This is a genomic window from Urechidicola vernalis (assembly GCF_031846385.1).
In the GTDB taxonomy this organism is placed as follows: domain Bacteria; phylum Bacteroidota; class Bacteroidia; order Flavobacteriales; family Flavobacteriaceae; genus Urechidicola; species Urechidicola vernalis.
Genome location: NZ_JAVRHV010000004.1, coordinates 275738 through 295608, shown reverse-complemented (window position 1 = coordinate 295608; position 19871 = coordinate 275738). Strand labels below are relative to the sequence as shown.

Below are 19871 nucleotides of genomic sequence, written 5' to 3'. Positions count from 1 at the left end.
ATCAATTTTATCGACAAACAACAAGAACTCTGTAAAGAGCGCAGGCCGCATTAACTATAGGAATATTACAAAAAAAGGTGATTTAAAAAGTTAATTTAGTAGAGTTTACAGTTAATTTAAAGTTAATTTTCGATGACAATTTATAGTTAAATTAACATAAATCATCAGTAAAACATACGAAAACGTTTTCGTCACACAGAGCTCCAACTACTTTATAAAGGCTTAAGATTATGAATAAATAAGTTTTTATTCCCTTTTCTTTGAAATAAAATAAATTACTAAGAGATAATGGAATATTTATTACAATTTGTTTAATTATTAGACTTAAATTTTAGCAGAAATAAATTTTTCAACTAAAACTTTATAGAATACCTCATAGAATACCTTATAAAAATCGCAATTTTATTCTTTACAAGAATAGTTAAGAAACTAAAATAACCTTGTCTGAAAAATGGAATTTTGCTAATTCAATTTAAACACACTTAAAGATTCATTATTGTTACTTACAAGTATTGAATGTCCATTTTCACTTTGAAGTACAATAATGTCTTTTGCATTGCCTTTATTGAAAAACCCTGATTTGTCATGTTTTACAACACTAAATTCTCCGTGATCATATTTTAACACCGTACCAAATGAGGCGTCATAGCGCACAGTTTCAACCTCTGTATTATAATGATTACCAACCAAAATTATTTCGGCATCTGAATCATTATCAAGATCTAAAAACTCTATCCCCATAATTGGAGCAAACTGTGCAGCTATAGGTAGTTTTTTAATTTTAAACTTACCATCTCCAATATTCTCTAAAAGAATACTTTCTAAAATATCTGCTTGATAATGAAGCGCATTATCTAAGTTTTTCTCTCCATATACATCAACTAAACTCGCTTGAGCAAATGCTTGATAACTCGGAAATTTATCACTTACAAATGGCATTTGTTGCGTGGAGCACTCCTTTCCTCTAGAAGGAACTAACTTTCCATTATAATTACTTGAAAGTACGATATCATAAGTCCCATTATTATCAAAATCGTCACAAAAAATATGAAATTCCTTTTTAGCATTCACTTTATATTTCGCATTCAACCCAAGATTACCAATTATATAATCTGAATCACCATCATTATCAATATCATTGGCTGCAATGCTAAACCACAACCCTGTTGTATTAGTCAAAAAACTATTCTCAATTAAAGAAAATTTCCCCGAATTATTTTCAAAAATTGAAATCGGCATCCATTCTCCAACTACCATCAAGTCATCATCTCCATCATTATCATAATCTGTAAAAACAGCATCTGTTACCATGCCTATATTTCTCATCTCTGCTGCTAAAGACTTCGTCTTATTTATAAATTTTCCATTCTCATTTATCAGAAGTTGAGATTCTGGTGCAAAAGGGTATTTATCCGGGATTACACGTCCGCCCACAAACAAATCTAAATCTCCGTCATTATCAACATCAGAAGAAACAACTGTTTGTCCACTTGAGTTGATATTAGGAAGCATGTTAACACTCTTATTAAAACTGCCGTCACCATTATTAATATACAAGCGATCTTGAAACATATTACTGTATTCTTCAAATTCACTACTACCACTTACTACGTATATATCTTGGTCATTATCACCATCCGCATCAAAAAACAAAACGCCTAAATCTTCATAGTCTTTATCATTTATCCATGCCTTAGATTGCTTTTTCTTAAAAGTAGCATTCTCTAATTGAATGTATAATTCTCCTGTTTGTCCTGCAGCACCCCCAACATAAAAATCTTCAAATCCATCATTATTTACATCTGCTTGTGCTATAAATGGTCCGTTTGTAGATTGGCTATGGGGTAATAAAATTTGTTTCTGAAAATCGTCAAAATTACTTTCGGTATGCCTGTAAGACACTCCCAATTTTGTCGACTGAGAAGGTTCAAAAAACATACGTTCAATTTCTTTCTCATTAGAAACAGCCTTCGCTGTAGCAGGCATTTCCAATGAAATTATTTGATTTGATGCTAAATCATTTAAAATTGTTGTGCTTCCATTTGGCCAGTTTATTATTGCTTCTTCAATTATATCATTGGAACCAACACCAAAATTTAACACATTTTGAACAGATGATATAAATCCTCTGGTCATGTATAACTCTTGCATTTGCTTTTGGGCACCAGTAGAAATAGAAATATTAGTTCCAATCGCTAATGAATTTTTATCATCACCCGATAATTTAAATTGAATAAAGTTTTTTGCATCATTGTTCTTATAAACCTGAGCCTTCTCATTGATATTGTTTACAATAAGATCCAAGTCACCATCATTATCAAGATCTGCATATGCCACTCCATTAGAATTCGACTTTATATCTAAGCCCCAATCTTTGGTTTTATTGGTGAAACTTAAATCTCCATTATTTTTAAATCCATAATTACTTAATTTGGTAGACGACAGCATTTCTGTTACTTCTTGAAAAGTAGGTTTGATAGGCTGATTAAATTTCTCCACCATATTTGTTCTAAAATCCTGATCTCCCATTTCTTTCAAGATACCATTTGTAATAAAAACATCCTTATAACCATCATTATCAAAATCTGCAATCAATGGTGCCCAACTCCAATCAGTTTTTGCCAATCCACTTAATTGACTTATTTCACTAAACTTGCCATTACCTTGATTTTTTTGTAACGTATTAATCATATACTGGTGATGATAGCCTGATTTTACCATGTAGTTAAAACTACTTGTACTCATGGTTGCCATGTTCTTTTTACTTCTTTCATGGTCTTCTGCGGCCATTTCTAACACTAACAAATCTGGGAGTAAATCGTTATCAATATCTGCATAATCTGATCCCATACTACTAAATGATACGTGATTCATAACATCCAAAATTTCATTAGTAAAAGTTCCATTTTGGTTATTGATGTACAACATATCCGGAGATATAAAATCATTACATACATACACATCCGGCCACCCATCATTATTAAAATCACCAATTGAAGCACTTAAACCCCAGGCTTTATTTACAACTCCGGCCTCGTGTGTAATTTCAGAAAAGAAAGTCCCTTCATTCCTGTACAACTTATCCGAACTAAGTTGCGATACTTTAGCATCATTTTCTAAGTTCAAACCTCCAGCATTATTAAAATCTGGTCTATGATTTACCAAATACATATCCAGATCACCATCTTTATCAAAGTCAAAGAAATAAGATTGAGTACTAAAACCTGGGTCATTTAATTTCCAAGTTTCGGCCATTTCCTTAAAGCTGTTATCTTTTTGATTGATGAATAATTTATTGACCATAGACTCCGATCCAAATTCAACTCCAGATTTGCATACATAAATATCCAACCAGCCGTCATTATTAATATCAACAACAGAAACTCCGGTAGTCCATCCCTCTTTATCATCTACACCTGCATTTTTAGTAACATCCTCAAAACTAAAATCCCCTTTATTTAAATACAATGAATTTTTTTTTTGATTTGCGGTAAAATAAAGATCTGTCAAACCGTCATTATTAAAATCTGCTGCGGCCACGCCTCCACCATTATAAATATTTGCAAAATTCAGGAAATTCATATCTCTTGTTTCCTCAATAAAATTTTCAAAATTTATTCCAGTATCAGACATTACTGAAAACTGTTTTAAATTTTTATTTTCATCCTTCACTACTGTTTTCAAAACTTTATAATCAGTATCTAAAGAACAGGCAAAAGCAATGCAAGAAATAAAAGTAAACAGGGTGATTTTTTTCATAATAAAACAATGTATTTATAGTAAAAAAGATGGTAGAAAGATACAAAATTTAATCCTCTAGAGCCTTTATTTATAAACGATATTTTGAAAAAATAGCGATTCTATTTCATAAAAAAACTCAGCATAATTAAATGCTGAGTTTTAAAAATTAATCTAAACTAAATTTAGTTTTTCTTAGCCCACCAAAGCGGAGTTAAAATTTCGTCTGGCCCACCTAAATGACCTACCGCTTGCTCATATCCATCAGGAACATTATCGGCAAAATTAGCCGGATAAATTTGTCTTTGTCCGTAGAATTTAACACTGTTAGTCATATAGTTACTTGTAGTTAAATCTGGCAAGTTTGCAAGTGGGTTCTCAATTGCAGGATTTTCAAAGAAAGGTAATCCTAATCTTCTATGATCATTCCATCCTTCTAAAGCTAAATATGGATTCTGTGCGATGTATTTTTGAGTAATAATCTTAGTTAATTGGTCATTCTTCACAGAACCACCTTCATAGATTGTATTACTTGGATAAGTAAAGGTATGCGTACCTGGAGTATTTGTATATCCATCTACATAGTTCATAGTCATAGTAGCAGGTGGCTCAGTTACGTGATCAAACGATACTGAAGTTCCAACCCTATTATAATCTTGAGACAAGACATAATTTCCATAGTGTTGAGACACACCATTATATTCGAAACTCTCGCTAATTCCCTGCTCATATGCCGCTTTAGCCGAATATGGAACACTCCAACCTCTAACTGCTGCTTCAGCAATTAAGAAATAAGACTCCCAAGATGCAAAAAACAACCTATCTGACTGATCACTTCTATACTTATGAGACAATCTAGGTAATGTTCCTATATATCTCAATCTGTTTTTCGCTCCTTTTTCACCCCAGTCACCAGATGATGGCGCATTCCAATGATTTGTAGCGTCAACAGTTAAAATTTCATCTCCATTATCATCTAATAAAGGTCTTACAGTATCACCCCAAGAACTTGACCAAGTCGGATATTTATTAAAGTCAGGATCATTTACATCTCCAGGTATTTTATACAAAGCATAAATTCTTGGATCAATCTTCTCATGCAAACCATCAAACCAGAACCCAGCAGAAGGATCATTTGTTAAAGTTGTGAAATGATCATCAAACTTTAATCCCATATGATCTCCAGGCTTAATAAATGCATGCTTATCTGCATCTAATTGATCAGCAGAATTAATTCCTCCTAAACCAATTGCTAAGTTATTTAATGAAGCAGACAAGTAATGGTTATTCCATTGTCTAGACATTACGTTAGTCAATGAATTCCATCCACCACCTTCTTTCACTTTAAAGTTTTCAGAAGAAACGGAAACATATGCATTATTATTTACTGCATCCTCAAATTCTTGCTGTGCTACCCCAGGAGCAACCTCAGACAAACGCATTGCCAATCTCATCCTCATAGATGTACCATATGCTTTCCATTTTGTAAAATCAAAACCATAAGCCGCATCTAAATTTGCCACTCCATTAGGCACACTAACATTAACATCTAACATCGCAGTTGCTTCTTTCAATTCAGCCAACAAGAACATATATACGTCCTCAACAGAATTATAATCTGGGTTTTCACCTTGAAAACCCTCAATAGCAATTGGTCCAAAGTTATCAGCCATTTCACTCATTAAATAAGCTCTCCAAATTCTAGAAACCTGCTTTAAGTTACTCGTGTACTCTTTAATATTACCAGACTCTAAATGAGTGTCCGCTACTTCAATTGCAGAATTAATATCGTTCAACCATCCTCCTACATATCTATAGTAATCCGCTGTCCAACCAGCATTATAACCTCCTTCAGACAATACTCGTTTATTATCCATTCTTGATGCATCTGACCAATACAATACAAAGACTCTCTCTGCAATATGTGGGTCTTGCTGCGCACCAATAATAGAACCGTTTATAAAGTACTCTACCTGAACTTGGTCCGCACTTGCAGCCGTCGGATTTACATTGATTTCCTCAAAATCATCACATGAGACAATCAATACAAATGCTGCTAAAAGCATCCCTATTTTTTTCATTATTTTAATCATAATTTTATTTTTTTAAGTTTAGAAACTAAGTGTTACATTAAAAAAGAAACTTCTTTGTGTTGGCGAAGTTAAATTCTCAAAACCAGTAGCATTAGAATTTGTAGCGAATACAGATTCAGGATCTACCCCATTCAAATTACTAGAAATCATCCAAACATTGTTAGCTGAAAATCCAACTTTAGCACGTTGAATCCCAGAATCCCCCAACCACTCAGAAGGGAATGTATAATCTAATTGAATATTTCTTAAACGTACATTTGTAGCATCATAAATATTATGCTCAGTAATACCTAAATTACCTGTTCTAGCTGCTAAAGTTCCCCAATATAATTGTGGACTAACCCCAGTAGTATTTTGAGTATAGCTTCCTGAACCATCATCCATTACACCATCAAAAACGATATCAGCTCTTTCTCCGTTTACTACCGTTGCAGCACCAGTACCACTTTGTTGAATTGCTCTGTTTGTACCAGAGAAAATTTCTCCCCCAATACGCGCATCAACTAAAACACTTAATGCAAAGTTCTTATAACTAAATGAATTTGTCATACCTAACAAAGCATCTGCTTCTTGATCTCCAACATGGAATCTTTCAGAAGTACCTAATGGAATACCATTTGCATCAACAATGATTGCTCCAAAATTTGGATCAGCCTCATCTTCTACACGCTGAAATTTAGTACCATGAATCTCACCATATCTACCTCCAGAAACCGCCAAGATACTCATATTATCAAATCCTCCTAAACCATATTGCGTAACATCATCAGTTAACTCTTCAATAGTATTTTTATTATGAGAATAGTTCACATTCACATCCCAAGAGAACCCTTCTGGATTATCAAAAATCGATCCATTAGCTGTAATCTCGAAACCTGTATTTTGGATATCACCTGCATTTACAATTGATCCTGTAAATCCACTTAATGGATCAACAGGGATTCTTAAAATTTGGTTAGTTGCATTTGTTTTATACCAAGCAAAATCTAAATATAATCTGTTATTGAACATACGTGTTTCAAATCCGATTTCTGTAGATTTAATTAACTCACTCTTAATATTTTCGTTAAACTTAGTTGAGTTACTTGAAGCTGTAGTATTACCATTTGGATCTTTTCCAATAGAATAAAAGTTATATAACTGATAAGGATCCATATCATTACCTACTGTTGCATATGATCCACGGAACTTAGCAAAGTTTAACCAATCTGGATTTCCATCATTTTTATCTAACAATTCTGTTAATACAAAAGAGGCACTCACAGATGGATAGAAGAAAGATCTATTATCTTCACTTAAAGTAGAAGTCCAGTCATTTCTTCCTGTAACATCTAAGTATAAGAAATCATCATAATTTACTTGTAATGTTCCATAAATAGAGTTCATTTTTCTTTCAACTCTTCCCTGACTAACAGTTGGTGGATTTACACCATTATTTAAAGAGAATAAATTAGGCACAACTAATTCTCCAGAACTTGAGCTTAAACTAGTTCTGAATTGCTTCATTAAGTTACCTCCTAATAAGGCAGTTCCTCCAAATTTACCAAATAAGTTATTTTTAGAAGCAGTTACCATAGCACTGAAGTTATTCTCTTGGAAATTTCTATATCCAGTAGAATATCTACCTGTCACAGAATTTCTACCTCCAGCATACAATTTAGAATCCAATACTGTATTATGAATATCAGCACCTCCTCTAACTTCTGCACTTAACCAATCATTAATTTGGTTTTTTAACATTCCTGTTAAAATGAAACGATTTCTTTTATCGTTACTTAAAGCATTATTTGCGGCCCAGTAAGGATTAGATCCATTACCTTCAGACCACCAAATCATATTACCAAATTCATCAGTATGATCTTTAAACTCTCTAATGTCTAATGATCTTGGTAAGGTAGCAATTGTTCCAAATGAGTTTCTATCATTTTGACCATTGATCGGTCTGTTATTCGCTATAGTATTAATATATTGAATCTTAGTATCTACTGTCCAATTATCAGTTTTACCAAATACAGAAACTGCTCTTGATGTTAAATTTAACCTTTCTAAAGTAGAACCAGGGATATTACTTTGATCGTTTAAGTAGTTCGCTGAAGTATACAACGATGTACCATTACTAATTCTATTTTGGAAAGACAAACTATGATCTTGCGTAAATCCTCCTTCGTAAAAATTATCAATATTATCATGTATATTTAAAGGCACTTGCTTTCCTTCCCAATCAGTAACTGTTTGTCCTTCTGCTTTTGGTCCCCAAGAAGATCCAGAAACAGGGTCAAAAATTCCTTCAGAACCTTGTCCGAAAACATTTTGCATATCTGGTGCCATAAAAGTGTTAGTAGTCCCTAAGGTTGCAGAATATGTAATTCCTAAACCATCGGATTGTCTACCTGTCTTAGTCGTAATTAAAATAACTCCATTACCACCACGAGAACCATAAAGAGCGGCTGCCGATGCACCTTTTAATACAGATATAGTTTCAATATCGTTAGAGTTAATGTCTCCAAGTCCATTTCCTGTATCTTGAGTAGGATTCCAAAAATCAGCATTAGCACCACCTGAATTATCTACTGGCACACCATCAATTACAATTAACGGTTGGTTATCTCCTGTTAAAGAGTTGTTACCACGAATAATAATTTTTGAAGAACCCGCAGGTCCATTACTAGATCTCATTACTTGTAAACCAGCCACCTGTCCAGATAAAGCATTGGTTACGTTCGTTTCACTTCTTTCAGCAAGCACGTCTCCTTTTACCTCTTGCACAGAATATCCTAAAGATTTACGCTCTCTTGTAATTCCAAGTGCAGTCACAGTAACCTCTTCTAGAGATTCTGAACCCGCAATCAATACCACATCAATTTGTGATCGACCTGCTACCGCTATCTCTTGGGTTTCATATCCCAAAAAACTAACAACAAGTACTGCATCAGCAGCAACGTTGTCTAGCGAGAACTTCCCATCAAAATCGGTGTCTCCACCGTTTGTAGTGCCTTTCACCACTACACTCGCTCCAGGTAGCGGTCCATTATTATCGGATACCGTTCCAGAAACTGTTTGAGCAAATATGACACTACTAGTGAGCATAATTGCAACAAAAAACATTTTTTTTAGTAAATTGTTCTTCATACTTAGTTAATTTAATTAATTTTTAGTTTTCTCAAAAGAGCAACCCCAACCTAAATCGTTTTCGGCCAATTTGAACTGACAATATAAAATCTTAATAAAGAACAAACTTTACCATTACGACAAATGGACGTTAACCTTCGCTGAATGACATATTATGCTGTTTTTCGAAAATTTTGCCAATTTCTTAATAAATTCAGACCTTTACAATCAATTATAAAATTCGCTCGTTTCCGTTCAATTTTCTATATTATTTTCAATAATTCAAAAGATCATTTTCATACATTTGAGCGTTTTCAAAAGATAGACATCAGATTCTCAATACAATCTAAGAAAATGAACCTTTTTTTTAACCGATAAAAAACACAATGCATTCCATAAAAAAAATTCTTGTTTACACTATAATTTTTAGTTTTTATAGTCATTTAAATGCTCAGACCTTTAAAAACTATTCGCAAAAAATTTTAAATGAAACTTTCCTTGTTGAAATGATCGCAGTAAATGGAGGGCCATTTAATATGGGAACTAATGATGAAAATCGAAAATCCAACGAAAAACCTAAACATAAAATAACGGTAGATGACTTTTGGATAGGTAAGTACGAAATTACTTGGGAGCAATATGATGCTTTTGTTTTTGGGTCTTTTGAGTCGAAGGAATTTAAAAATAATAACCTATTAAGTGAATTTGGAATTGATGGAGTAAGTGGAGCAACAACACCATATGTAGAAATGAGTTTTGGAATGGGTAAAGAAGATCACCCTGCTATTAACATGACCCATTACGCTGCCCTTATGTATTGCAAATGGCTTACTGCAAAAACAGGCATTTTTTACAGACTACCAACAGAAGCTGAATGGGAATACGTTTGTAAAATTGGAAAAACAGATGCATCTAACAACACTATTGACACCATTGCTTGGTATAATGAAAACACTAATGACAAATATGAACGTGTAGGAAAAAAAACTCCAAACAATCTAGGTATTTACGATATGCTTGGAAATGTGTCTGAATGGGTTTTTGACCAATACGACCCTGAATTTTATAAAAAATCCCCTTCAACAAACCCTATAAACACTCCTATAGAATTATACCCACGTGTTGTAAGAGGTGGGTCTTGGAAAGATACGAAAGACAAGATTTGTTGCACCTATAGAGGTGCATCAAAATCGAAATGGAAAAGAAGAGATCCACAAATTCCGAAAAGCGAATGGTGGCACACAAATGCAGAATTCGTTGGCTTTAGAGTTGTAAGACCAAAAAAACAACCAACTGCAGAAGAAATTAAAAAATACTGGCTCAATGCCATTGAAGATTTTGGACTTAATTAATAACTATTTACATCATGAACAAAAACATTTTATCTCGTCGCAATTTTGTTAAAGGCTCTAGCCTATTAACAAGTGGAATCATTTTGACACCTTCACTTTTATCAGCTTCACCAACATTTAAATCAGACAAAAAACTAAAACTAGCCGTTGTTGGTTGTGGTGGAAGAGGCACTGGGGCTGTAAGTCAAGCATTAAAAGCCGATGCAAATGTGGAATTAGTTGCTATGGCAGACGCTTTTGAGGATCGTTTAGAAGGTTCTTTAAAAAACTTATTGAAAATGTTTTCAGTAGATAGAATTAAGGTTAATCCAGAAACAAAATTCGTTGGTTTTGGCTCATACAAAAAGGCAATTGACGAAGCTGATGTCGTTATTTTAACAACCCCTCCTGGATTCAGACCTCAACATTTTGAATATGCAGTTGCTCAAAACAAACATGTATTTATGGAAAAACCTGTAGCTACTGACGTTGCAGGAATCAAAAAAGTTTTAAAAACAGCAAGAGAAGCAGAAAGCAAAAAGTTAAATGTGGTAGTAGGTCTTCAAAGACACTACCAAAGCAACTACCGCGCAATTTACGACAAGGTTAAAGCAGGAGAAATTGGGAATATTGTTTCAGGTCAGGTATATTGGAATAGTAGTGGTGTTTGGGTAAGACCTAGAAAAGAAGGCATGACAGAAATGGAATATCAAATGAGAAATTGGTATTATTTTAACTGGATTTGTGGTGATCATATTTTAGAGCAACATATTCACAATATAGATGTTGCAAACTGGTTCTTGGGAGAATACCCTGTAAAAGCTCAAGGTATGGGTGGTAGAGAAACTAGAAAAGGGAAAGATCATGGGCAAATCTTCGATCATCATTTTGTAGAATTTGAATATCCAAGTGGGGCAGTAATATCAAGCCAATGTAGACATCAGCAAGGTTGTATGAATAGAGTTTCTGAGACATTTCAAGGAACCCATGGAACTACTTATTCTGATGGAGGTGGAAATGGAAATTTAAAAACTTATTCTGGAAATACCAGGTACAAACATGACGGTGAGAATGATAAAAACCCCTATCAAGTAGAGCATGACGAACTATTTGCTGCCATAAGAGGTAACGGTGAATATATAAACAATGCTGAATATGGAGCAAAAAGTACAATGACCGCAATTTTAGGTAGAATGGCTACTTATACGGGCAAATCTGTTACTTGGGAAGAAGCCATGAATTCTGAACATAAACTAGTTCCAGATGAAGATTTACTTACATTTGATGCTATACCACCAGTAGTATTGGATGCAAATGGAAATTATCCTACCCCTGTTCCAGGAAGCACAGCAATTATTAACTCTTAATTTTATTTATGATGGAAAGAAGATCATTTTTAAAAAAAGGGACAACTGCAGCAGCTGTTCTTAGTTCGGGTGCCTTTGGACTTAGCGCCATGAATGCTAAAAAAGAAGAAACGATAATTGTAGACAAGTATAATTACAATTTAAATTACGCTCCACATTTAGGTATGTTTCAAAACCATGCGGGTAAAGACCCGATTGACCAACTTAATTTTATGGCTGATCAAGGTTTTACTGCTTTTGAAGATAATGGCATGAAAGGTCGAAGTATTGAAACTCAAGAAAAAATGGCTAAAATCATGTCTAACAGAAACATAGAAATGGGTGTTTTTGTTGCGCATAAAATTTATTGGAAAGAGCCAAATTTAGCCAGTGGCAAAGAAGAATTCAGGAAAGAATTTTTATCTCAAATTGAAGAGTCTGTGGCTGTAGCTAAACGCGTAAATGCAAAATGGATGACAGTTGTACCTGGCCATGTAGATTTAAGGTTAAATATGGCGTATCAAACTGCTAACGTAGTTGACTCTTTAAAATATGCTTCTGAAATCCTAGAAAAGGAGAATTTAACAATGGTATTAGAACCATTAAATTTTAGAAATCACCCGGGTTTATTTTTATCAGAAAGCCCACAGGCATTTCAAATATGTAAAGCTGTAAATAGTCCGTCTTGTAAAATATTATTCGATATTTATCATCAACAAATTCAAGAAGGTAATTTGATCCCTAATATTGAAGCGTGCTGGGATGAAATTGGATATTTTCAAATAGGAGATAATCCTGGTAGGAACGAGCCAACATCAGGAGAAATTAATTACAAAAATGTATTTAAATATATCCATTCTAGAGGTTTTGACGGAATTTTAGGAATGGAGCATGGCAACTCTGTTAATGGAAAAGATGGCGAAATAGCAGTAATTAAAGCCTATCAAGAATCAGATAAATTTTTATAGAAATAAACAGGATATGAGTACAGTAAACAATAGCAGAAGAAGTTTTCTTAAAAAATCTGCTGTGGTTGCAACCGGAATATCTATTGTTCCTAGACATGTTTTAGGCAAGGGATTTACAGCTCCAAGTGATAAATTAAATATTGCAGTAATTGGTGGAGGTGGAAAAGGAAGAAGTGATGCCATGAATGCATGGAACAAAGGCGCTTCTCATATTTCGGCTATTTGTGATGTAGATTGGAACATGTCTAAAGACCTTATGAATAAATTTCCTAAGGCAAAAAAATTCAGAGATTATAGAAGGTTATTTGATGAAGTTCAGGATATTGACGCTGTTACTGTTTCTACTCCTGATCATACACACGCCATTATTACATTAACAGCCATGCAATTGGGCAAGCATGTTTATGTTCAAAAGCCACTAACACATAATATCCATGAGGCTCGTGTATTAACGGAGGCCGCAAACAAATACAAATCGGTTACTCAAATGGGAAACCAAGGAGCTTCTAGCGACGGAACCAAACAATTGATAAAATGGTTTGATCAAGGTGTTATTGGCAAAGTAAATACTGTTGAAGTTTGGACCAACAGACCTGTATGGCCTCAAGGTATTAAATCACCTTTAGACAAACCAAAAATGATTGACGGATTGGCTTGGGATGTTTGGGTTGGCCCAGCCAAAATGGTAGATTATCATCCGTTGTATCATCCATTTAAATGGCGAGGCTGGTGGAATTTTGGAACTGGTGCTTTAGGCGATATGGGATGTCATTTAATAGACCCTCCATTTAGAGTGTTAGGGTTAGGACATCCAACTGAAGTTGAAAGTAGTGTTGGAGCAGTGTTCTCTAGTGATTGGACAGCAGATTATCTCCCAGATTCTTGTCCTCCTTCTTCTAGAACACAATTAAAATTTAAGGCAACAAAAAAGAATCCAGTTGATGTGAAACTCACTTGGTCCGATGGTGGTATTAGACCATTTCATCCTGATTTAATTCCAGCGGATCACTCCATAGGAAATAAAGATAGCTCTAATGGAGTATTAATGATTGGAGAAAAAGGAATTATGACCTGTGGAACTTATGGGCAAGAACCGAAAGTTTATTTGAATTCAGGTGAATTATTAACAAGTAGTAAAAGACTGTTTAACAACAAACTACCTGAAAGTGGACATCAGATATTTTGGACTGAAGCCTGTAAAGCTGGGTTTGGAAGTAAGGAGCATAAATCATTGACCTCTTCTTTTGATTATGCCGGACCGTTGACAGAGTCATTATTAATTGGTAACTTAGCTATTAGAAGTTATTTGGAAAAAACTGGAAATAAATTTAACGGTCGTAAAAAATTACTTTGGGATAGGGAAAATCTAAGAGTCACTAACTTTAACGAAGCTAACAAGTTTGTTAGCAGAAAATATAGAGAGGGCTGGAAACTAGAAATTTAAAAATATGTCAAGAATAACCTTACAAGATTTAGCGTATGAATTAAATATTTCCGTTAGTACGGTTTCAAAAGCACTTAAAGGTTATCCAGATGTGAGCGAAAAAACCAAAAAAGCGGTTGTTGAACTTGCTGATAAATTAAATTTCTCTCCAAATATTGTTGCTTCCAATTTAAGAACACAACATACCAAAACAATAGGAGTAATCGTTCCAGAAATTGTACACCACTTCTTTTCGAATGTTATTGGGGGTATCATAAATATTGCGGAACAGAATGGTTACATGGTTATCTTACTTCAGAGTAACGAAAAATTTGAATTAGAGCAAAAACAAATCAACTTGCTTATTCAACAACAAGTAGACGGTATTTTGATGTCGTTAACAGCGCATACTACGAGTTTTGAACATATTAAAAGAGTGCAAACTAGAGGAATACCTTTAGTTATGTACGATAAAGTATCGAAAAATATTAATTGTTCTAAAGTTATTATTGACGATAAACAAGCTGCCTACGATGCAGTATCTTACTTAATTAGAAAAGGTTATAAAAGAATTGCTTTTCTAGGAGGCTCGTTAACTGCACAAAATTTTAACAATCGGTTTTTAGGCTACAAAGAAGCATTGAGCGAATTTAGAATTAAATATGACGAATCGATTGTTTACATAACAGACAGCGATGATGAATATGAAAACGGGATGAAATATGCCGAAAAGATTGTATCAGACCATAGTAAGAGCAAAGTAGACGCACTGTTTACCGTTACTGATTTAATGGCGGTTGGGGCAAGCAAATACTTTAACTCGAATGAAATTAAAATTCCAGAGGATATCGCCATTTTTGGATTTAGTAACTGGTTTATGTCTTCCATTGTAACTCCTTCTCTTTCTACAGTTAACCAACCAGGCTATGAAATGGGAGAAAAATCTGTGGAATTGCTGCTTAAAGAAATTGCCTTAAAAAAGGAAAGACAACAAATAGAAATTCAACGATTGGTTATTCCTACTTCTCTCGAGATACGAGAATCAACTTAATTTCAGCCACTTATCAATCCATTTTTTTCTATATTTATAGAAAAAAATATGCTCGTCAAAGTATTTGGCAGCGCCGTATTCGGTGTTGAAGCCACCACTATTACCGTTGAAGTAAATATAGACAAAGGGATTGGATATCATCTTGTAGGACTACCTGACAACGCCATAAAAGAAAGTTCCTATCGAATTTCTGCAGCATTAAATAACAATGGTTATCGACTACCTGGTAAAAAAATTACGCTTAACATGGCACCCGCCGATATGCGAAAAGAAGGTAGTGCCTATGACTTAACTTTGGCACTTGGCATACTTACCGCTTCAAATCAAATAAAAGGAGGAAACATTCATGAGTATATTATAATGGGTGAACTATCTCTAGACGGAAGTCTACAACCTATTAAAGGTGCATTACCTATTGCTATTAAAGCTAGAGAAGAAGGATTTAAGGGTTTCATTCTTCCAAAACAAAATGTAAAAGAAGCTGCTATTGTTAACGGATTAGATGTTTATGGAGTCGATAATATTCAAGAAGTAATTGATTATTTTGAAGGTACATCTAACTTAAAACCCTTGATGATAGATACTCGTAAGGAGTTTTATAATAACATGCAAAATCCAGAATTTGATTTTGCAGATGTTAAGGGTCAAGAATCCATAAAACGCTGTATGGAAATTGCCGCTGCCGGCGGACATAATATCATTTTAATAGGACCACCGGGTAGTGGAAAAACCATGCTTGCCAAGAGGCTACCAACTATTTTACCTCCTATGACTTTGAATGAGGCTTTAGAAACTACAAAAATTCATTCTGTTGTAGGTCGCATAAAAGAACATAGTGGATTAATGAATCAACGCCCTTTTCGAAGTCCACATCATACAATTTCGAATGTTGCACTCGTTGGTGGAGGAAGCTATCCCCAACCTGGTGAAATCTCTCTATCCCACAACGGTGTATTATTTTTAGATGAATTACCAGAGTTTAAACGTGATGTATTAGAAGTAATGCGGCAGCCTTTAGAAGACAGAGAAGTAACTATTTCTAGAGCAAAATTTACCGTAACTTACCCTAGTAGCTTTATGCTAGTTGCAAGCATGAACCCATCTCCAAGCGGGTATTTTCCTGATGACGCCCAGGCTATTTCGACTTCAGCACATGAAATGCAACGATATTTGAGCAAAATTTCTGGACCTTTATTAGATCGAATTGACATCCATATTGAAGTGCAACCAGTTCCTTTTGAAAAACTTACTGAAGAACGAAGAGGAGAACCGAGTTCGGAAATAAGAAAGCGTGTAACCACAGCTAGAGAGTTTCAATCTAAACGTTTTAATGAAATAGATAATGTTCATTACAATGCACAGATGAGCGTTAAACAAATTAGACAGTATTGCGTTTTAAATGAAAAGTCGAAAACATTATTGAAAAACGCAATGGACAAATTAAATTTATCCGCAAGAGCTTATGACAGAATTTTAAAAGTAGCTAGAACCATTGCAGATCTAGAAGAAGTTTTAAATATAAATCCGGATCATATTGCTGAAGCCATTCAATACAGGAGTTTAGACAGAGAAGGATGGTTGGGATAGAAAAAAGTTTTTCCAAAATGGAAAAACTTTTTAAACTGAATTTTACGAAAACAAACTATTTTTGAATTTAAAAACTGGAAACTAAACCACTGAAACCTGTTAACTTCTAAATTAATTCATTTCAAATTTGATCAAAAAATAAGACCTCCACAAAAAGATAGGATAAAGAACTTAATTTAATCGACAAACAACATCTGACCAATAAAAGAGACTTTACAACAACTAAAATAATAAATATGAAAAATTATTAATATAACTAATTAAAAAAAGCAGTTCAAACAAATTGCTTGAAACTGCTTTTTCATAAATAATCAACCATTTCTTTTACATAGCAACTAAATCTTATAAAGAATACATTATAGTTCACTTTCTATTCGGCGAAATATCATTTAAAGTTGAAACTTGTATAACCTCAGAATTAGAAAATTCTTGTGCATTATTACCTTTATCCTGAGCAAACCCCATTAAAGTGGACAAAGCAAGCAAGGCAAAAATAACCGGATTGAATAGATAATTTCTTGTGGTTTTCATAGTTAGTTAAACTTTAATAATGGCTGTTTGATACAACAATATTAAAATGAAAATTTTACCTTAGGCGTTAATAATCTGTTAATCTCAAGTTAAAGAAACTGTTAAACTTTTGAAAAGCAAACATTTGCGATAATCAGAGGTAATTAGTATATTTAGGCAGATCAATAGTACAGAAAACTATTCATCTATAAAATACTATTGTCATGTTACCTTTTAGAACAGAAATTAGAAATTCACCTAAGGAGCAGACTATAAAAATTTACGTAAAAGATATTACTATTTATGCTGACATAAAAAACATGTTAGACAAAGTTGGAGGTATTAAATTCGTAGAAATACAAGATAGTTTGAGCAGAAATAGGGTGGATAAAAACATTACAATTTTTAGAAATGATGGTGTAAATATTAACGACTTAAAATTAACTATTGATGGACTTCTGGATAGTTATTTTGCCGTTAAGTAAAAATTAAGTTCATTTCATCCATTTTTAAAAACACTTCACTTTTAAATTAAGGCGATTCACCTTATATATATTTTTACGCCTTATTCTTAGACCTACTTTTGATGTGAAATCAAATAACACAGGTCATGAAAACAAGAAATTATATAATAGACAGAATCGTATTCGTAGTAACATGGTTGGGAATTACTTCCATTTCTACAGTATTAGCAACCGTATTTGTGGTAGGGTTAAAATCTATATTTTAACGACTAACACTCAAGTCGACAATAAAAAAAGCAACGCATTTGCGTTGCTTTTCTATTTAGTTAAAATATTAATTTTTAAAATCGAATTGGAAACTATTTCAATACTACCAACCTGTAACCTTTAAAATTTTATGAAAAATATCATTGTTCTCATAAACACCAATAAATTCTTCTGAGCCTGGTCCATAAGCAAAAACCGGGATTAAAGTTGCTGAATGTCCTCCTGTAGAAAATGAAGTTCCAACTTTTGTATAATCACTATGCATTTTTCCATTATCACCTTCTTTTTGGCTTGATCTTAAGGTAAATCCTCCTGTTTCATGGTCAGAAGTGACAACAACCAGCGTATTACCATCTTTCTCTGCAAAATCCAATACCTTTCCTATAGTATTGTCAAAATCGATTAATTCCGAAATTAAATAGGGAGCATCATTATCGTGCCCACCCCAATCAATTTGAGATCCTTCTGACATCATAAAAAAGTTCGAATTATCTTGACTTAAAAATTGAATTGCTTGATTCGTAGCATCTGAAAGAAAATCTCCTCTTCCATCTTGTATTTTTAACATGGCCTTATCGGCTAATAAATATCCGACTTTCTTATTGTTTTTGATTGCAGAAAAATCTTTCAGGCTTATAGTATCAACCGTAAAGTCTTGCTGCTTCAATTCCTCTAACAAATTGCGGTTATCTTTTCGCTTATTAAAATATTTTAATCCTCCTCCAGCAAAATAATCTACTCCAGATGCTGCCATTTGCTCAGCTATAGCTTCTGCCATCCCTCTTTCCTCTACATGCGCAAAGAAACTAGCTGGTGTTGCATGGGTAATTGAAGAGGTTGCAATCAATCCCGTATTAATATTCTTCTTTGAAACAATCTCTACTATATTTTTTACTGTTGTCGTATCATCTGCAACCCCAATAGCGCCATTATACGTCTTTACACCACTTGCAAAAGCGGTAGCACCTGCGGCTGAATCTGTAACATCTTGACGAGAAGAAGAAGTGTTTATTAGACCAATATGCTCAAATCGCTTATAATTTGGTTCCGTATCCTTGAAGAAAAAAGCCGATGAAATCTGAGACAATCCTGTTCCGTCACTTATTAACAGAATCACATTTTTTGGAGTCTTATTCTTTACTTCCTTTCCTTTATCTTCAACATTACACCCTGCTAAAGTCAGTGCTAATAGCGCAATTACGTACTTTTTTAAATTCATCTGAATACTTTATTATTAAATCCTCCTTAAAAGGAAAACATACTTGGTGGAGAAGATGGGAGTCGAACCCACGACCTCTTGACTGCCAGTCAAACGCTCTAGCCAGCTGAGCTACATCCCCAAAAAAATTATAAGTTTCAAATATCTAAAAATCAAATTCTAAAAACAACAATCTGGAATAAACGTTTTTAAAAATTGTAACTTAGTCCTAGAGACATCTTTTTACTATCAGGCAAATTTACAGTTCCGATAGAAACATTAAAAGATGAGGAGACTTTCCTAGCCTTTCTTTTGTATGATTTACTCTTAACATAAAATGGAATACTCGCAAGACATGATATTGCTCCTAAAGGAGCAGCAATTAAACCAGCCTCTAGTGCAGTAGTAACACTTAAAACTCCTCCAACTGCAAGTACGCTAACTCCGCTTATCAAAAGTATATTACCCGTTTTCCTCTTCTTTTTATGCATCATAGTATAATACTCTTCAAGTTCTTGAGGAGTATTATCGGAATTTAATTCTGTTTTTTGACCTAATACGCCTTGAATGGAAAAAATAAATAGTAAACAGCATAGAAAAAGTTTTTTCATCGATTAGTTTGGTTTAGTTGGTTAATAAATAATATTTCTCATTATGAAAAATACATGAAATTAGATGCTAAGTTGAAAATAATACAGTACAATCAACATAGGTACAAAATATTAATATATATCACCTTCTTAATTTTAATTATTTAAAAAACAATTTCAATTAGCAAACAAGAATA

Annotated in this window: 13 protein-coding genes and 1 tRNA gene; 7 read left to right on the top strand and 7 right to left on the bottom strand. The window is 33.7% G+C overall.

Going from position 1 to position 19871, the window contains the following annotated elements:
• Positions 1-462: 462 nt before the first annotated feature.
• From RM519_RS09990 to RM519_RS09980, 3 genes are all read right to left on the bottom strand, one after another.
• Positions 463-3759 (bottom strand): VCBS repeat-containing protein, encoded by a 3297-nt coding sequence (locus tag RM519_RS09990; RefSeq protein ID WP_311593643.1) that lies wholly within the window; start codon positions 3757-3759, stop codon positions 463-465.
• 164 nt (positions 3760-3923) lie between these two features.
• Positions 3924-5831: a SusD/RagB family nutrient-binding outer membrane lipoprotein gene (locus tag RM519_RS09985; protein ID WP_311593641.1), complete on the bottom strand. Its 1908-nt coding sequence runs from the start codon at positions 5829-5831 to the stop codon at positions 3924-3926.
• Positions 5832-5849: 18 nt separating this feature from the next.
• Positions 5850-8960 carry a SusC/RagA family TonB-linked outer membrane protein gene (locus RM519_RS09980; RefSeq protein ID WP_311593640.1) on the bottom strand — a complete coding sequence of 1037 codons (3111 nt, stop codon included), beginning with the start codon at positions 8958-8960 and terminating at the stop codon, positions 5850-5852.
• 485 nt (positions 8961-9445) lie between these two features.
• On the opposite strand from RM519_RS09980, the gene RM519_RS09975 reads away from it, so the two are divergent.
• Genes RM519_RS09975 through RM519_RS09950 form a run of 6 tightly spaced genes read left to right on the top strand, consistent with a single transcriptional unit; the run spans position 9446 to position 16645 of the window.
• A complete protein-coding gene (locus tag RM519_RS09975) occupies positions 9446-10291 on the top strand; it encodes a formylglycine-generating enzyme family protein (RefSeq protein WP_311593638.1) in 846 nt (281 codons plus the stop codon).
• Between the two features lie 14 nt (positions 10292-10305).
• Positions 10306-11637 carry a Gfo/Idh/MocA family protein gene (locus RM519_RS09970; protein ID WP_311593636.1) on the top strand — a complete coding sequence of 444 codons (1332 nt, stop codon included), beginning with the start codon at positions 10306-10308 and terminating at the stop codon, positions 11635-11637.
• 11 nt (positions 11638-11648) lie between these two features.
• A complete protein-coding gene (locus RM519_RS09965; protein WP_311593686.1) occupies positions 11649-12584 on the top strand; it encodes a hydroxypyruvate isomerase family protein in 936 nt (311 codons plus the stop codon).
• A 13-nt stretch (positions 12585-12597) separates the two neighbouring features.
• On the top strand, positions 12598-14028 hold the full coding sequence (locus RM519_RS09960) for a Gfo/Idh/MocA family protein (protein WP_311593634.1): 1431 nt from the start codon (positions 12598-12600) through the stop codon (positions 14026-14028).
• 4 nt (positions 14029-14032) lie between these two features.
• Positions 14033-15058 carry a LacI family DNA-binding transcriptional regulator gene (locus RM519_RS09955; protein WP_311593632.1) on the top strand — a complete coding sequence of 342 codons (1026 nt, stop codon included), beginning with the start codon at positions 14033-14035 and terminating at the stop codon, positions 15056-15058.
• Positions 15059-15106: 48 nt separating this feature from the next.
• Positions 15107-16645 carry a YifB family Mg chelatase-like AAA ATPase gene (locus RM519_RS09950; protein WP_311593631.1) on the top strand — a complete coding sequence of 513 codons (1539 nt, stop codon included), beginning with the start codon at positions 15107-15109 and terminating at the stop codon, positions 16643-16645.
• Between the two features lie 363 nt (positions 16646-17008).
• Here the strand turns inward: RM519_RS09950 and RM519_RS09945 are convergent, their stop codons facing one another.
• Positions 17009-17176, bottom strand: coding sequence for a hypothetical protein (locus tag RM519_RS09945; protein ID WP_311593628.1), 168 nt, complete (start codon positions 17174-17176; stop codon positions 17009-17011).
• Between the two features lie 203 nt (positions 17177-17379).
• Between RM519_RS09945 and RM519_RS09940 the strand changes: the two genes are divergently transcribed.
• On the top strand, positions 17380-17640 hold the full coding sequence (locus RM519_RS09940) for a hypothetical protein (RefSeq protein ID WP_311593627.1): 261 nt from the start codon (positions 17380-17382) through the stop codon (positions 17638-17640).
• Positions 17641-17989: 349 nt separating this feature from the next.
• On the opposite strand, the gene RM519_RS09935 is transcribed toward RM519_RS09940, so the two are convergent.
• The 3 genes from RM519_RS09935 to RM519_RS09925 form a co-directional block, all read right to left on the bottom strand.
• A complete protein-coding gene (locus tag RM519_RS09935; protein ID WP_311593625.1) occupies positions 17990-19105 on the bottom strand; it encodes an alkaline phosphatase in 1116 nt (371 codons plus the stop codon).
• 44 nt (positions 19106-19149) lie between these two features.
• Positions 19150-19226: transfer RNA gene (locus tag RM519_RS09930), tRNA-Ala, on the bottom strand.
• Between the two features lie 67 nt (positions 19227-19293).
• Positions 19294-19695, bottom strand: coding sequence for a hypothetical protein (locus RM519_RS09925; protein WP_311593624.1), 402 nt, complete (start codon positions 19693-19695; stop codon positions 19294-19296).
• Between the last annotated feature and the right edge of the window lie 176 nt (positions 19696-19871).

Coding starts and splice junctions, on each gene's coding strand:
- RM519_RS09940 (WP_311593627.1), top strand. CDS start 17,380: ATGTTACCTTTTAGAACAGAAATTAGAAATTCACCTAAGGAGCAGACT.
- RM519_RS09950 (WP_311593631.1), top strand. CDS start 15,107: ATGCTCGTCAAAGTATTTGGCAGCGCCGTATTCGGTGTTGAAGCCACC.
- RM519_RS09945 (WP_311593628.1), bottom strand. CDS start 17,176: ATGAAAACCACAAGAAATTATCTATTCAATCCGGTTATTTTTGCCTTG.
- RM519_RS09985 (WP_311593641.1), bottom strand. CDS start 5,831: ATGATTAAAATAATGAAAAAAATAGGGATGCTTTTAGCAGCATTTGTA.
- RM519_RS09965 (WP_311593686.1), top strand. CDS start 11,649: ATGGAAAGAAGATCATTTTTAAAAAAAGGGACAACTGCAGCAGCTGTT.
- RM519_RS09960 (WP_311593634.1), top strand. CDS start 12,598: ATGAGTACAGTAAACAATAGCAGAAGAAGTTTTCTTAAAAAATCTGCT.
- RM519_RS09975 (WP_311593638.1), top strand. CDS start 9,446: ATGATCGCAGTAAATGGAGGGCCATTTAATATGGGAACTAATGATGAA.
- RM519_RS09935 (WP_311593625.1), bottom strand. CDS start 19,105: ATGAATTTAAAAAAGTACGTAATTGCGCTATTAGCACTGACTTTAGCA.
- RM519_RS09970 (WP_311593636.1), top strand. CDS start 10,306: ATGAACAAAAACATTTTATCTCGTCGCAATTTTGTTAAAGGCTCTAGC.
- RM519_RS09990 (WP_311593643.1), bottom strand. CDS start 3,759: ATGAAAAAAATCACCCTGTTTACTTTTATTTCTTGCATTGCTTTTGCC.
- RM519_RS09980 (WP_311593640.1), bottom strand. CDS start 8,960: ATGAAGAACAATTTACTAAAAAAAATGTTTTTTGTTGCAATTATGCTC.
- RM519_RS09955 (WP_311593632.1), top strand. CDS start 14,033: ATGTCAAGAATAACCTTACAAGATTTAGCGTATGAATTAAATATTTCC.
- RM519_RS09925 (WP_311593624.1), bottom strand. CDS start 19,695: ATGAAAAAACTTTTTCTATGCTGTTTACTATTTATTTTTTCCATTCAA.